Genomic DNA, 15,687 nt, shown 5'->3' with positions numbered 1-15,687 from the left:
ATAATTAGCGAGAGAGTTATGAATACATTTCTAATTACATTCGGTGTTTTTCTTGCAGTAATTTGTGCGATGTCAATTGGTTACATCGTGCAGAAAAAAGTAGTGAAAGGCAGTTGTGGCGGCTTAGGCGCTGTGGGTATTGATAAAGTATGTAACTGCCCTGAGCCTTGTGATGCTCGTAAAAAACGTGAAGCTCGTGAAGCTTACCGTGCTGAGAAGTTAGCCGCTCGTGATGAGCAAGTAGCAGCTTGGGAAAAAGATCGCATAGCTTAATGTGTGTAATGATTTGGTATCTGAATGATTAATCTTATAGACACCGTAATTTCATAGAAGCATAAGCTACAAACAACCCAATAAAAAGCTCAAGGTATTATCTTGAGCTTTTCTGTTTTTATAGCATGAACCTTAAGTGCATTGAGCCCTTCATCACTGATTGGCTTTTACTGCCTTATAAGTAGTACCAAAAATTGTATGCCGTAAGTTTTTACTGGCTAACGGTTTGATTTCGACCATTTCCTTTTGCGACATACAGCCTATCATCGGCTTCTTTTATCTGTTCATTTAACGTCGCTTCTGTGCCTGTAACACCAATGCTTATCGTGACTTTGATTATGGTATCCCCATGGCTAATTTCAGCGTTTTCAATTGCTTGTCTCATCGCTTCTAACACGGTAATGAATTCATCAAGCGGTTTGCATGATTGGATGCAAAACTCTTCACCACCAAATCGAACGGTGACTTCATCTTTAAAAAAATCTTTAATAATTTTACTGACTTCAACTAAGACGCGGTCTCCACCATCATGCCCGTAGGTATCGTTAACTTTTTTAAAGAAATCGATATCCATCATCGCAACATTGCGGTGGTCACATCCTTTACAGCTTTGGTTAAATAAGAACCTACGGTTCCATAAGCCGGTTAGTGAATCTTCATTCGCTAGTCTAAATAGTTCATTAGAGGCTTCTTTCATATCGAGTAACTGATGGATTCGACAGAAAAACTCTTCTTGGTTGAAAGGCTTATATAGGAAATCATTTGCGCCAGCTTTTAGGAATCGAGCCGTCATAGTACGGTCATCACTGCCTGAAAGGCCAAGAATCGCGAGTCGGTGGCGATCATGATGGACACGTATATCTCGGATCATTGAGATGCCATCTTTCTTGGGCATATCGTGATCAGTCACCACAAAGGTAATATCTGGGTCGTTTTGTAAAATGCTTAAAGCTTCTTCACCATCAACTGCCTGAACGGTTTGTATGTACTGATGTTCAAGAAGTTGAACAACATAGCGGCGGACAACAGAAGAGTCATCAACCACTAAGGCTTTATGGTTTTTATTATTGGTAATTCGTTTGACGAGGGGCAGTAAATAGCTAACAGAAGCCATGCTATCTTTCAAAATATAATCTAAAACCCCTTTGGCAAGCACACTTTCACGAACGTCATCGTTGAACATTGCCGTTAATACGATGATTTTATGTTTGTGGCTAAGGACTAAATCAATAATCTCACCATCTTGCCCATCTGGGAGGCAATAATCGAGTACAGCACATAGAAAATCCGTGTCATGCGCTAAAATTGATTTTGCTTCCTCAATTGACTCTGCCATTGCGACTTCATAACCGTTACTGCTAAGTTGCTGATAGAGGTAATTTCTAAAAGCTCGGCTATCTTCAACGACCAGTATTTTGTTACTCAAAAGCTATCCCTACTTATCGATCAAATACTCATCTAATAATAATATCAGATACTGATATATCTATAGAAGATAAAGTTTTTTGGGCTCTAGTCGAGGTTATTTCCATTCTTTTTCTTTAGATGTATACTGTTTATTTGTACAGTTTGTAAGTGGCAGTTATGGAACTAAGTGTTGTGAGGAAGATCATCCATGTCGATATGGATTGTTTTTACGCAGCGGTCGAAATGAGAGATAACCCTTCATATCGAAATCGCCCTCTTGCTGTTGGTGGGCATGAAAAACAACGTGGCGTGTTGAGCACATGTAATTATGAAGCTCGTAAGTTTGGTATTCGCTCCGCTATGCCGACAGGAAAAGCCTTACAACTTTGCCCTCATTTACTTGTCGTTCCGGGGAGAATGCAAGTTTATAAGGAAGTATCAAAAAAAATACGAGAGATATTCTCTCGCTATACTTTACTGATTGAACCTCTGTCGTTAGATGAAGCTTACCTTGATGTGACTGATTCTTCTATGTGCCATGGTTCTGCCACTTTGATTGCGGAAGCTATTCGCCGTGATATTTGGAATGAGCTGAACCTTACTGCTTCCGCAGGTGTGGCTCCTATTAAATTTTTAGCGAAAGTGGCTTCAGATATGAATAAGCCAAATGGGCAATTTGTTATCCCCCCGCATGAAGTTCAAAATGTTATTGATGACTTACCGTTAGAAAAGATACCCGGAGTCGGGAAGGTCAGCATTGAGAAGCTAAATCAAGCTGGTTTCTATACCTGTAAAGACGTTAAGCATAGTGATTATCGCAATTTACTCGTTAAGTTTGGTCGACAAGGCGCATCATTATGGAAACGAAGCCATGGAATTGATGACAGAGAAATTGTTATTGAAAGAGAACGAAAGTCAGTTGGTGTTGAGAGAACGTTTAGCGAAAATATTTCAACGTATTCTGAATGCTGGAAAGTGATCGAGGAGGTGCTTTTCCCCGAATTAGAACGCCGGCTGGAAAAGGCGAGCCCGAGTAAGTTGATCATCAAGCAGGGGGTTAAGTTAAAGTTTGCAGACTTCCAACAAACCACGATTGAACATATTCAAACTTCCCTTGATTTACAACACTTCAAACAATTGCTTGAAGAGATACTGAAGCGGCAAGAAGGGCGAGAGATTCGCTTACTAGGGTTAAATGTTATGTTGCAACCCAAAGAGCAAATGAAGCAACTTAGCTTTTTCTAACCCATGAGAAGCGTTCACTTCTCATGGGTGTACTTATGACGATTAGATTCTTTCTAAACGCTGGACTAGCTGTAAAGTTTTGCTGAAAGGGTACTGTTCTAGCTTTCCATATCCCATCATTTTACTGGCTTTCATCTTGGTTGATAAGGGTGTTGCGATTCCACTAAGAAAACGTGCAATGGCTTCATCGGTAATTAACTGTGTCGCATTAGCTAAAAACTCACTTATCCATTGTTGCGCTATTTCTTCATCAATAGGGTCGACAAGGTGTCCAGGCAAAGAAGCAATGTCTCCACGACAAACTGAGCAGTGCCCACATTGCGTTGGCGCTTTATCATCGGCAAAGTAACTGGCCAGTCGTGAGCTTAAGCATGTATCGGCTTCAAAGAAGTTGAGCATTTGAGCTAATCGCTCAACTTCATTGTTTTCTTTTATTTTGAATAACTCGGTTAGTTGTTCTGATTGAGTATGGATATCTAACGTTGTATTTTTCACCGCGTAGACATCGGTGATTTGTTTACTCTCAAGTTCTATCCAGCCTTGTTCATGGAAATAATCCATGGCGGCGATTACTCGTTGTCGATCTGCTTGAAAGTGATTCCATAGAGTCTCGAAGTCAATTTGGCACCAAACCCGAGCTTGAGGGGAACATTGAAATATCGTTTCTACAAAGTCTCTGCGTTCGCCATGGAATTTATTGAGGATTTGGTCTTTAGAACGAATGAACTTAAATCGATAATCCGCAAAAAAACTGTATTTGGGCTCAATGACACCTGCTAACTCAAGGTAAACTAAAAGAGTTTTTAGTGGTAACTGCCTAATGTTGGTTTCTCTAGACAGTTGGTTCAACATGGTTTCCCATTGCTGCTCGTGTTGATAAATTTGTTCTAATACAGAATGTATCGCAATGTTGTCTGGTGTATCGCCATAGACAAAGTTTTCTAATGTGCTGAGACCATTTTTATTAGCAAGTAGAATGCATTCAGAGCGTTCGCCATCTCTTCCTGCTCGCCCGATTTCTTGAGAATAGTTTTCTATCGACTTTGGTAAATCGAAGTGAATAACTCGGCGGATATTCGATTTATCCACCCCCATTCCAAATGCGATAGTGGCAACGATGCAATGAATGTCATCATTCATAAATTGCTTCTGGATGCTGTCCCTTACTTCAGGTTTCAAACCTGCGTGATAAGCAATGGCATTGATACCTACATTTCGTAATTGTTGCGCCACCCCTTCAGCGGTTTGCTGCAAAGTGACATACACAATGGTTGGCAGTTGAGCTGCTTTATTCACAACATCACATAAGGTTTCAAGCTTTACTGGTTCGGTGCAGGGTTGAATAGATAAGTCTAAGTTTGGTCGGTAAAAGCCCGTAACCACAACGTTCTTTTCATCTATCGAAAACTTAGACTTCATATCTTCGATAACAGAGCTGGTAGCCGTTGCCGTTAATAATAATACTTGGGAAATATTGAGCTGACGCTGGTAGTGAGGCAGTTTGAGATAATCAGGTCGGAAGTTATGTCCCCACTCAGAGATACAGTGAGCTTCATCAACAACCAATAATGAAATAGGAACTTGAGATATAAACTGACGAAACCGTTCGTTTTTAAGGCGCTCTACAGAGATCATGAGGATTTTAGTCTCACCATTTCGTACAGCTTGCATTACGTGCTGAGTCGTTTGTCTATTTTGGCTAGATTCAATAGCAGCCGCATTGATGCCTTTACTGTGCAGAAAAGCCAACTGATCTTTCATCAAAGCCAGTAGGGGAGAGATCACCAAAGTTAAATGAGGCAATTCTAGGGCTGGCAATTGATAGCAAAGAGATTTCCCTGAACCAGTAGGAAAGATAGCCGCAGTTGAGTTGCCTTCAAGCACATTGTCTATGACCTGTTTTTGCCCATAACGAAGAGAATCAAAGCCAAAGACTTGTTTTAATGTCTGCTCTATCATTTTTATTCCTATTGATTTGCTACCAAGATAAGTATTCGCGTGAAATATTCAGAGAACTGAACACTTCTGTGTACGTTAATGCCTTTATCTACGATTGTTCCAACCATAATGCTTGCACCTGATTGTACCTAATTCTATTCTGTAACCCCTAAAAAAAGCCCAGCAAAAGTATGAATAAATCCGATCTTCGACAAATAATATTAAACAAACTTGAACAGCGCTTACAAGTTGCCTTATCTGCGACTCAGAGAGCCATTGACGCTGCAACTGATGAAAGAAACCGTACCAGAGCATAAATACGACACCTTGGCTTTGGAAGCTTCTTATTTGGCTCATGGGCAAGCTATTCGAGTTCAAGAATGTGAAGACGATATTCGTAGTTACCGAGAATTAGTGTTTCGTGAAAGTGAATCTATCACGATGACGAGTTATCTCGTTGTCGTTGATGAAGACGACAATGAAAAGCATTTTTTTATTGGTCCGAATGCGGGTGGTCTATCGGTTAAGTGGGAAGGGAATGATGTCTCTATATTGACCGTTAATGCTCCTCTTGGTCAGGCATTAATGGGAAAACAAGTGGGGGATGAGGCTGAATTTAATGTTTCAGGCACCTCATATATTTATGAGGTTTTACGCATCCTTTAAAGGTGAATATGAGAAAGTCCTATTACAGTAGTGAAATGGTGACTATTGCCTGTGAACGTTTCTCTGACATTCAGATATAGAGAATAGGTATGATTAAGATGTTGCCAAACGAGAGTGTGTTATGAAAAGAATTGTATTGATCGTATCGGCTTTACTCAGCCAGCCAGCTTTAGCCGCTCAGTGCCATGTTGATTTAAAGAATGAAATACATATTGATGAACAGCAAGTTGAAATCCACCAAACCAATGGTGACACTGCTGTATTTGATGCTGAGAACAACCTATTTATCCATGGTGAAAAAATTGAGCTTGATGATAACCAACAAGCCGCAGTAGAAAAATACCGTGAAAGTATGACTGAATATTTACCACGAGCGAAGGCAATGGCTCGTGAAGGCCTGACACTTGCGAATGATGTGGTTGATGATATTGCCGCGAGTTTTGACTCACCAGAAGCATTCGATAATGTTAAGCAATCAATGGAAACATTTTTTGCCGATCTTGAAGCTCGATATTATAAAGATGGGGATTTAGTTCTTCCTGCGGAGAGCTTCGATTCGATGGCAAATAATTGGTCTGAAGATCTTGATAAAGCCATGGAGATCTTTAATGAAGAATTTATTACTAGTGCCTTTAATGCGATGTCAGAAAAAATGTCGAAAGAAGGTGGGCTTAACTTGTCTCAGTTAACTGAAGACATGGCTGAACTTAAACAGAAAGTTGAAGAACGATTTGCCGAACATTCAAAACAAGTTGAAAAAGAAACTGAAGAGTTTTGTGACTCTTTAGATGACATGGCAGAGCAAGAACAGCAGCTACATAAATCGATTCCTAACTTAAAAGATTATCAAGTGTTCACCATTTAATTGCATTTGAGTTTTTATACATGCCAGCCTTTTAAAGGCAGAATTAAAAGCACCTGATGGTGCTTTTTTTGTGGGTAGAGAGTTCTAAGAGTGACTGAATGGAAGCTTTAACTAGGTATTAGATACTTTTATGTGAATTATAATGTTTATTTTTCTCTTCTGGTTAGTTTGTATATCTGCTTTATGGTTATCATTTAGTTAAATAAACCTGTTTAAATTAGTTTATTAGGTTTATGTGGTTATCAACTATTGAGAAGTTATGGGTGTTTCAGTATTGTACTACCAAGCTAGTTCACTGATATAAATTGCGGATTATATGAACCAACAAACTTCACACTCAACAAGAGAGCATTTTAGCTCTCGCCTCGGTTTTATTTTAGCGGCTGCCGGAGCGGCTGTCGGTTTAGGGAACATATGGGGGTTTCCTACACAAGCTGCCAGCAACGGCGGTGGCGCGTTTTTGCTAGTTTATTTATTTATGATTTTTGTCGTGGCATTTCCCATGCTGGTTGTGGAAATGGCAATCGGTCGTCATGGGCAAGCTAATCCTGTAGACAGCATGCGTTCATTAACAAGTCATCCACTTGGAAAAAGAGCAGGTGCACTTGTAGGCTGGGTTGGATTAAGTGTGCCAAGTGCAGTCTTAGCGTTTTACAGCATCGTCGGCGGATGGCTGATTTGCTTTCTTTTGGGAGCGATTGCTGATCTTGTAGGCTTTTCAGAAATAGCAGAGTGGTTTAAAGGGTTTAGTGTTGAGCGAAACGTATTTGGCACGGTTACGTTTTATGTTTTAACCGTTTTAATTGTGCAAGGCGGTGTAAAACAAGGTATTGAAAAGTGGTCTACTCGTCTGATGCCTGCGTTATTTGTTCTTTTTGGACTGCTCTTCATTTATATCATGACTCAACAAGGGTCAATGGAAGGTTTAAAGCATTATTTGGTGCCTGATTTTGAAAAAGTATGGGACAAAAAATTAATCTTAGCGGCAATGGGGCAAGGCTTTTTCTCATTGACGATAGGTGGTTGTTCAATGTTGATTTACGGATCTTACTTAAGCAAAAAAGAAAACCTGCCAAAGATGGCTCTGAATGTCACTCTTTTGGATACCGCTGTTGCTTTCATTGCTGGTCTAGTCGTCATGCCTGCAATGTTTGTTGCAATGCAAAAAGGGGTTCAAATCTATGCTGAAGATGGCTCTTTACTGAGCTCAGATACTCTAGTCTTCACTGTATTACCCCTAATGTTTGATAGCCTAGGGCTTCTTGGGCAGATATTTTCTATTGTTTTCTTTTTACTGCTTACGATTGCGGCATTAACTTCTTCTATTTCTATGCTTGAGTGCCCTGTAGCTCTGGTTAGCGAACGTTTTAATACTAAGAGAGCGTCTACAAGTTGGGTATTAGGAGGAGCGATTGCTTTGTTTAGTATTGTGATTGTTTACAACTTCTCTGCGATGTTTGGTTTGGTTGCGATGATTGCAACCCAGTACTTACAACCAATGGCAGCGCTTATGTTTTGTTTGTATGGTGGCTGGATTTGGAACCGAAACTCAAAGATTATGGAATTGGAGCAAGGCTGCCCTGAATTTCAGCAAGGTTGGTTTGGCAAAGTGTGGCCTGTCTATGTGAAGTTTGTTTGCCCAGTATTGGTGGCAACGGTCATTTGGGCTTCATTTGGCTAAACAGGTATTGAATTGGTTAACTCATTATTGACCAACCTCTAGCGTAGAAAATACTTTCAAGGTCATTCACCTAAAAGCAGTGTTGAATCTTGAACTTAATAAAAAGAAAAATAAAAGGCGCGGACCAAATAATGGTCCGCGCCTTTTTATATAACTAATTTAGGGCTAGGCTGGATAGAAGCTTCAGAAAGAAGCCCCTAGCTATAGATGGAAAGTGAGTTTACTTAATTTCCATACCTTGAGCTTGTAGATCTGCGTGATATGAAGAACGTACAAATGGACCACAAGCCGCGTGAGTGAAGCCTAGCTCTAATGCAATTTCTTTCAACTCATCAAACTCAGAAGGCGGCACGTAGCGCTCTACTGGTAAGTGGTGACGGCTTGGTGCTAAGTACTGACCAAGAGTCAGCATAGTTACGCCATGTTCACGTAAATCTTTTAATACTTGGATGATTTCTTCTTTTGTTTCACCTAGCCCCATCATTACACCAGATTTAGTTGGGATGCTTGGGTGCTGCTCTTTGAACTTCTGAAGTAGTTGTAGTGACCACTTATAGTTCGCACCTGGACGAGCTTTACGGTAAAGGCGAGGTGCAGTTTCCAAGTTATGGTTAAATACATCTGGCGGGTTGTCTTTTAGTAGATCAAGAGCAACGTCCATACGACCACGGAAATCTGGTACTAAAGTTTCAATACGAATGTTTGGGTTCTGTTCACGAATTTCACGGTTACAGTCAGCGAAGTGTTTTGCTCCACCGTCACGAAGGTCATCGCGGTCAACAGAAGTGATAACAACGTACTTTAACTTCATGTCTTTGATGGTTTTCGCAAGCTTTTGAGGCTCTTCAGCTTCAGGTGTCACAGGGCGACCATGGGCAACATCACAGAAAGGGCAACGACGTGTACAGATGGCACCTAAAATCATGAAGGTTGCCGTTCCGTGGTTAAAACATTCTGCAAGGTTAGGGCACGAAGCTTCTTCACAAACAGAGTGTAAGTTGTTTTCACGCATTGCTGATTTGATTTCTTGAATACGCTTACTGTCTGAAGGAAGTTTGATCTTCATCCAAGCCGGTTTACGCAAAACTTCTTTCTGTTCAGCAGGCATATTCTTTACGGGAATTAATGCCATTTTATCAGCGTCACGATATTTAACGCCTTTTTCCATTTGGATTGGTTTGCTCATGATTTTATGCTTCTGCTGTAATGTTGCTGGTGGCTTGAATGTCTACTTGGTCGTAACCTAATAAGGTAACAAGCTCTTGTATGAGTTGTTGTTCTACTAATTCTAGTCGTTCTGGACCACCTAGTTGGCTTACTTGGATCATTTCCATTCCTTGGTAACCGCATGGGTTAATTCGTAGGAAAGGAGAAAGATCCATATCAACGTTGAGTGCTAGCCCATGAAATGAACAGCCACGACGGATTCGTAAACCTAGAGAACAAATTTTCTTACCGTCGACATACACCCCTGGGGCATCTGGTCGTGCGGCAGATTCGATATTGTATGCTTTCAGAGTGTTGATTACGAGGTTCTCAATATGTGTAACGAGATCTCTCACTCCTATTTTTTTTCGGCGGATGTTGATTAGGAAGTAAGCAACAAGCTGACCAGGACCGTGGTATGTCACTTGTCCTCCCCGATCACTTTGAATTACAGGGATATCTCCGGCGTTCAATACGTGTTCAGCTTTTCCTGCCTGTCCTTGAGTAAATACAGGGTTATGCTCGACCAACCAAACTTGGTCTACATCTTCTGCTGTGCGCTCGTCAGTGAACTTATGCATGGCTTTCCATACAGGTTCGTAATCCTGGCGACCTAATTTTTTTACGATTAGTTTATTTTGCAAATCAGCATTTCCTCAAGGATTAATAAAGTGAACGCATTATAAACGCGAAACTTGATTCTAACTACAGACGGACTGCAAGGTTTTTCAACTTTCTTTGTATTTATTGAAATTAAAGTTGAATCAACCTTTAATATTTTAGGGCTAAAAATGAAAACAGCGGCATAAAGCCGCTGTTTTTATGAACTCTGTAATTACAGAACCATTCTTACTATTTCAATTTCACCCAGCTCTTTATACAGCGTTTCAACTTGTTCAATTGAAGTCGCAGTGATATTGATTGAAACAGAGTTGTAGTTACCTTTTGCGCTTGGTTTAACTGTTGGGCTGTAGTCACCAGGAGCGTGGCGTTGAATGACTTCTAGTACTAATTCCGTTAGCTCAGGTTTAGCGTAACCCATAACCTTGTAAGTGAATGAACAAGGGAACTCTAAGAGATCTTTTAGTTTTGCATCAGAATTGATATTCATGATTGGCTCCAAAATGAAAGACGATATGCTACTTCAGCAGAACGTTGATAAAGCGTGTGAGGTCTTGAAGCCTCAGTAATAAGGGCGGAATATTACTGGTAAACTTCATTGAACTCAAGATCAACAAAAGCCGCATTAGGCGGCTTTTGTTTAGTTGGGTACTTAAATTAGCAGGGCTAAATTAAGTAATTCTATTTAGAACAAGCCTTTGAATAGAAGAACTAGGTAATCCCAAAGACGGCTAAATAAGCTGCCTTGTTCAACGTCTTCTAAAGCCAATAATGGGTATTCAGCTACATCGTCGCCATCTACTTGGTAGTATAGTTTACCAACTTGCGTGCCTTTGCTGATCGGAGCTTCAAGTTCTTTTTCAAGTACAAAGCTTGCTTTCAGGTTTTTAGCTTGACCACGAGGAAGAGTGACAAATGTATCTTCATCGACACCTAGAGCAAGCGTGTCTTTGTTACCCATCCAGATTTTTTCATCAACGAATGTTTCGCCAGCTTTATGAGGTGCAACTGTTTCGAAGAAACGGAAACCATAGCTAAGCAGCTTTTTGCTTTCAGTTTTACGAGCATTCGCATTTTTCGTTCCCATAACAACAGCAACTAGGCGCATCTTACCTTCAGTGGCAGAACTAACTAAGCTGTAACCTGCGTTACTTGTATGACCGGTTTTAATGCCGTCAACGTTCATGCTCTTATCCCACAACAAACCATTGCGGTTGTATTGTGTAATGCCGTTGTATGTGTATTTTTTTTCTGAGTAAATACGGTATTCATCTGGCACATCACGGATTAGCGCTTGACCAAGTAAAGCCATATCATAAGGAGTCGAGTATAGGTTATCGTTATCTAGGCCGTGAACATTGGCAAAATTGGTGTCTTTCATGCCAATTGAACTTGCCCACGCATTCATTAAATCGACAAATGCATCTTCAGAGCCTGCAATGTGTTCAGCCATTGCTACACAAGCATCGTTACCTGATTGAATGATGATACCGCGGTTTAGGTCATCAACTTTTACTGTTGTGCCCACTTCGATGAACATTTTAGATGAATCAGGGAAGTTTTTAGCCCAAGCATTTTCACTGATAACTACATCATCCGTTAGGTTGATGTTGCCACGTTCCAGTTCTTGACCGATTACGTAGCTAGTCATCATCTTAGTTAAGCTAGCTGGGGAAAGCTTAGTGTTCATCTCCTTTTCAGCAAGAATTTTACCTGAATGGTAATCCATTAGAACAAAACCTTTAGCTGCAATTTGAGGCGCATCAGGCGTTACTATTGGTGCTGCGAATGACGATGAAGCTAAAGTTGCAGAAAGGGCAACGGAAGTAGCGAAAATAGATTTAACAATTTTAGTAGTATTAGTCATTTTAAATGCAATTTTTTGGTTAACTGACGGTATCTTACCAGAATCACTCTGTCACACCAGTGTGGGGAATGCCAGAAGTTGTTCTTGGATTATTGACGCGTCATAGTTTGTTTTTTGATGAAAGCTGACGGATAGCCGGCTACTTTAACTTTTTCTAGCGTTTCTTGAGTTAGCGCATAGTCATGAAATGGACCTAACATGAGTCTATGTTTGCCATCTTCCGATTGAATAAAGCTTCCAACTGACAGTTTCTCACTCATATCGATTGCCAAACGTTCGGTTCGCTCTTTGTGAGGTGATGTTGCGATTTGAATTATGTATTGCGGGAGAGCGGCTTTCTTCTTTTCATCAGTTGGCATCTCAACAGTAATGACTTCAATTTCAACGTTGGCTGTGCCTGTTCTTAATACGTCTAACTTATACGCCGCTGCGTAACTTAGGTCAATGATTCTGCCTTCGTGAAATGGACCTCTGTCATTAACGCGTACAATGGTTGTTTTTCCATTATCTGCATTAGTGACTTTTACATAGCTTGGGATGGGCAGAGTTTTATGGGCTGCTGACATTGAGTACATGTCATAGATCTCACCATTTGAAGTAAGGTGACCATGAAATTTCTCGCCATACCAGGATGCTTTGCCTTTTTCGGTGAAGCCTTTTGTATCTTTTACTATGGTGTAATCACTGCCACGCAGGTTGTAATTCGTGTTACCACCAAGGCTATAAGGTTCATACTTCGGGTGCGCATCTTCTAGATGTTCGACTGAAATTGGTGCGTCTGGTGCGATATCTGAATCAATCGAGTAGCGACCTGACGGTGAAGAACAGCCGTTAACTAAAACCACTAAACCTGAAATTATCGCCCATTGCTTAGCAGACGCTCTTTTTATTAGCATGGATTAAGTCGCCTTTGAAAATGCTTTTCTGTGTGTATGGATTGACATTAAGATGCCAAAGCCTGCCATCAAGGTCACCATAGAGGTGCCTCCGTAACTGACTAATGGCAGCGGTACACCTACTACCGGAAGAATGCCGCTTACCATGCCAATATTTACAAAAATATAGACGAAGAAGCTTAGTACAATACTACCAGCCATCATGCGACCAAAAGCCGTTTGAGCTTGGCTGGCAAGAATTAATCCACGACCAATGATAAATAAGTAAATGGAAAGTAAGAATAGTATTCCAACCATTCCCCACTCTTCCGCGATAACAGCAAAGATAAAGTCGGTGTGTCGCTCGGGCAGAAATTCTAATTGTGATTGAGTGCCTTGCAGCCAACCTTTTCCTGAGATACCGCCTGATCCAATCGCAATTTTACTTTGAATGATATGGTATCCCGCACCCAGAGGGTCAGATTCTGGATCAAATAAGGTTCTCACTCGTACTTTTTGGTACTCCCTCATTAAGAAGAACCATAGAACAGGAATGAATGCCCCTAAAGCTAAAGCAGCACCTGTGATTATTTTCCAGCTAATGCCTGCTAGGAAAATAACGAAAATACCGGATGCTGCGATTAGAATTGAAGTACCAAGATCGGGTTGCTTTGCAATTAGTATTGTCGGTACAAAAACCATCACTAAAGATATGGCTAGAGTTTGTAATGTTGGCGGTAATGCACGTTTACCGATAAAGCGTGCAAGCATTAGAGGAACGGCTAGTTTAAGTAGCTCAGATGGTTGAAAACGAACAAATCCTAAATTCAACCAACGTTGTGCCCCTTTTGACGCCTCACCAAAAAAGAGAACGCCCAGTAGCAAAATGACGCCACCAGCAAATAAGATTGGAGCGAGAGCTTCATAAGTGCGAGGAGGCACCTGAGCCAGTATCAGCATAACTCCAAGTGATAGAGCCATTCGCATTGCTTGGCGGTCCATCATTGCTAAACTTTGACCACTGGCGCTGTACATAATTAATAGCGCAAAGCCCATAAGCACAAGAATGCCAAGTAGCAATGGCAGGTCGACATGGAAGCGTTCGAAAAAAGCTCGGTTTTGCCCGGTTGAGGGATCAAGTTTCATTATTTTGTCGCCTTATCTTTGGCTTTATCTGAGCCAAGAATAATATGGTCGAATATCCGTCTCACCAATGGTCCTCCGTTTGAAGATCCTCCACCAGCATTTTCAAGAACGATAGTGACAATCGCTTCAGGGTCTTCAAGAGGAGCAAAACCGGTAAATAAGGCATGGTCTCGCAGATGTTCCGCTATTTCATCAGCGTTGTACTCTTCATCTTCTTTAAGACCGAAGACTTGTGCTGTACCCGATTTACCTGCCGTTAAGTACGACATTTTTTGGAATGAACGACGAGCTGTCCCTTTCTTACCGTGGTTTACCAGCATCATGCCATCTTTGGCGATATTCCAGTATGCTTGAGGTACACCAGATACAGGAGGGTAGGTTTCCACTTCTGATAATTCTTGTGTAGTAAATGCTTGGCTATTCTCGATAGTTGAACGCAGCAAATGTGGTGCAATAACAGCGCCATCATTAACGAGTACAGAGGTCGCCTTAGCGATTTGCATTGGAGTAGCTGTCCAATAACCTTGTCCGATACCCACAGGAATGGTGTCGCCTTGATACCAAGGTGTACGGTGCCTTGCCATTTTCCAATCTCGAGTCGGCATGTTGGCTTTACTTTCTTCGTGAATATCGATGCCGGTGTAGTCACCGAAACCGAACATCATCATCCAAGAAGATATGCGATCGATACCCATATCAAAAGCGATCTGATAAAAAAACGTATCAACAGATTCTTCGATAGCTTTTCTTATATTGACTTTTCCGTGTCCCCATCTTAGCCAGTCTCGAAACGGTTTTGTTTTTGAATTAGGTATTTTCCAGTAACCAGGATCATTACGAGTTGTGTTTGGCGTAATCACACCTTCTTGTAAGGCTGCAACTGCGATAAACGGTTTGATCGTTGAAGCCGGAGGATAGATACCAAGAGTCGCACGGTTAACCAAAGGTCGATCATTATCGGTTAGCAGGGCGTTGTAATTTTTGCTTGAAATACCATGTACAAAAGCATTTGGATCATAGCTTGGGCTAGAAACCATGGCTAAAACACCGTTGTCTTTAGGATCAAGAACAACCGCAGAGCCTCTTCTATCATCTAATAAATTATGTACATAAAGCTGTAAGTCGATATCTAAATTTAAGACAATATCTTTCCCTGGAATTGCCGGGACAAACTTTAAGGTGCGGATTACTCGACCACGGCTGTTTACTTCGACTTCTTGATAACCAGCAGTACCATGCAGCATGTCTTCGTAGTAACGCTCGATCCCAAGCTTACCTATGTCACGAGTAGCTTTATAATTCGCATCTTTTTCTTCTCTGACTAATCGCTGAATATCGCGATCATTGATACGTGAAACATAGCCAATAACGTGCGTCAGTACATCACCGAATGGGTAGAAGCGCTTTAAGGTACCAGTGACTTCCACGCCAGGGAATTTGTGCTGATTAACCGAAAATACGGCGACTTGCTTTTCTGTTAACTGAGTGAGTAATGGGACAGACTTAAAGCGGCGCGAATAACGTCGCTCTTTAAAGCGTTCAATACGTTCAGGAGTGATATCGAGAAGTGCTTGAAGACGGACGAGTGTTTCGTCCATATTCTTAATTTTTTCTGGGGTGAGCTCTAGGTTAAAAACAGGGCGGTTTTCCGCTAATAAAACCCCATTACGATCGTAAATAAGCCCGCGATTAGGGGCAATAGGCACAACTTTAATTCGGTTGTCATTTGAGCGAGTTTTATAGTCTTGATATTGGTTGACTTGGATATTGTACAAGTTGGCAACCAAGGTGCCCATCATGATTACAATGCCTATAAACGCAACAAAAGCACGGCTAGTAAATAGTCGTGCTTCTGCTTTGTAATCACGGATTTGGCTACGTCTGCGTAACATTAAAG

General features: G+C 41.1%; 13 protein-coding genes and 1 pseudogene. 5 read left to right on the top strand and 9 right to left on the bottom strand.

The genetic code is table 11. The annotated features are described in order from the left end of the window. Window positions 1–18: 18 nt before the first annotated feature. The gene (gene nqrM / locus F0226_RS14640) at window positions 19–273 is read left to right on the top strand and encodes a (Na+)-NQR maturation NqrM (RefSeq protein WP_171736329.1); all 255 of its coding nucleotides are present in this window, start codon (window positions 19–21) and stop codon (window positions 271–273) included. A 211-nt stretch (window positions 274–484) separates the two neighbouring features. Here the strand turns inward: nqrM and F0226_RS14635 are convergent, their stop codons facing one another. Beyond that, the gene (locus F0226_RS14635) at window positions 485–1,699 is read right to left on the bottom strand and encodes a diguanylate cyclase (RefSeq protein WP_171736328.1); all 1,215 of its coding nucleotides are present in this window, start codon (window positions 1,697–1,699) and stop codon (window positions 485–487) included. 158 nt (window positions 1,700–1,857) lie between these two features. Here F0226_RS14635 and dinB point away from each other — a divergent pair, with 158 nt between their 5' ends. Then, window positions 1,858–2,925, top strand: coding sequence for a DNA polymerase IV (gene dinB, locus F0226_RS14630; RefSeq protein ID WP_171736327.1), 1,068 nt, complete (start codon window positions 1,858–1,860; stop codon window positions 2,923–2,925). A gap of 42 nt (window positions 2,926–2,967) precedes the next feature. Here the strand turns inward: dinB and F0226_RS14625 are convergent, their stop codons facing one another. Continuing rightward, window positions 2,968–4,884 carry a RecQ family ATP-dependent DNA helicase gene (locus tag F0226_RS14625; RefSeq protein WP_171736326.1) on the bottom strand — a complete coding sequence of 639 codons (1,917 nt, stop codon included), beginning with the start codon at window positions 4,882–4,884 and terminating at the stop codon, window positions 2,968–2,970. A 170-nt stretch (window positions 4,885–5,054) separates the two neighbouring features. Between F0226_RS14625 and F0226_RS14620 the strand changes: the two are divergent. From F0226_RS14620 to F0226_RS14610, 3 genes and pseudogenes are all read left to right on the top strand, one after another. Further along, window positions 5,055–5,529: pseudogene (locus F0226_RS14620) on the top strand (GreA/GreB family elongation factor). 121 nt (window positions 5,530–5,650) lie between these two features. Beyond that, a complete protein-coding gene (locus F0226_RS14615; protein WP_171736325.1) occupies window positions 5,651–6,394 on the top strand; it encodes a YggN family protein in 744 nt (247 codons plus the stop codon). Between the two features lie 316 nt (window positions 6,395–6,710). Continuing rightward, window positions 6,711–8,075, top strand: a complete 1,365-nt coding sequence (locus F0226_RS14610; RefSeq protein WP_171736324.1) for a sodium-dependent transporter — start codon at window positions 6,711–6,713, stop codon at window positions 8,073–8,075. 220 nt (window positions 8,076–8,295) lie between these two features. Here the strand turns inward: F0226_RS14610 and lipA are convergent, their stop codons facing one another. The 7 genes from lipA to mrdA all read right to left on the bottom strand — a co-directional run bounded on the left by lipA (window position 8,296) and on the right by mrdA (window position 15,682). Continuing rightward, window positions 8,296–9,261, bottom strand: coding sequence for a lipoyl synthase (gene lipA / locus F0226_RS14605; protein WP_137374881.1), 966 nt, complete (start codon window positions 9,259–9,261; stop codon window positions 8,296–8,298). 4 nt (window positions 9,262–9,265) lie between these two features. Next, window positions 9,266–9,925, bottom strand: a complete 660-nt coding sequence (lipB, locus tag F0226_RS14600; protein WP_137374880.1) for a lipoyl(octanoyl) transferase LipB — start codon at window positions 9,923–9,925, stop codon at window positions 9,266–9,268. A 191-nt stretch (window positions 9,926–10,116) separates the two neighbouring features. After that, window positions 10,117–10,395 carry a DUF493 family protein YbeD gene (gene ybeD / locus F0226_RS14595; RefSeq protein ID WP_171736406.1) on the bottom strand — a complete coding sequence of 93 codons (279 nt, stop codon included), beginning with the start codon at window positions 10,393–10,395 and terminating at the stop codon, window positions 10,117–10,119. 192 nt (window positions 10,396–10,587) lie between these two features. Continuing rightward, window positions 10,588–11,769 carry a serine hydrolase gene (locus tag F0226_RS14590; protein ID WP_171736323.1) on the bottom strand — a complete coding sequence of 394 codons (1,182 nt, stop codon included), beginning with the start codon at window positions 11,767–11,769 and terminating at the stop codon, window positions 10,588–10,590. Between the two features lie 89 nt (window positions 11,770–11,858). Next, the gene (locus tag F0226_RS14585) at window positions 11,859–12,665 is read right to left on the bottom strand and encodes a septal ring lytic transglycosylase RlpA family protein (RefSeq protein WP_171736322.1); all 807 of its coding nucleotides are present in this window, start codon (window positions 12,663–12,665) and stop codon (window positions 11,859–11,861) included. A 3-nt stretch (window positions 12,666–12,668) separates the two neighbouring features. Then, on the bottom strand, window positions 12,669–13,790 hold the full coding sequence (gene rodA / locus F0226_RS14580) for a rod shape-determining protein RodA (RefSeq protein ID WP_171736321.1): 1,122 nt from the start codon (window positions 13,788–13,790) through the stop codon (window positions 12,669–12,671). Beyond that, window positions 13,790–15,682, bottom strand: a complete 1,893-nt coding sequence (gene mrdA / locus F0226_RS14575; RefSeq protein WP_171736320.1) for a penicillin-binding protein 2 — start codon at window positions 15,680–15,682, stop codon at window positions 13,790–13,792. The genes rodA and mrdA overlap by 1 nt, the downstream gene beginning before the upstream one ends. Between the last annotated feature and the right edge of the window lie 5 nt (window positions 15,683–15,687).

The organism is Vibrio sp. 99-70-13A1 (genome assembly GCF_013114625.1).
Classification (GTDB): domain Bacteria; phylum Pseudomonadota; class Gammaproteobacteria; order Enterobacterales; family Vibrionaceae; genus Vibrio.
The sequence above is the reverse complement of the archived record's forward strand: the minus strand, read 5'-3'. Positions and strand labels throughout refer to the sequence as shown.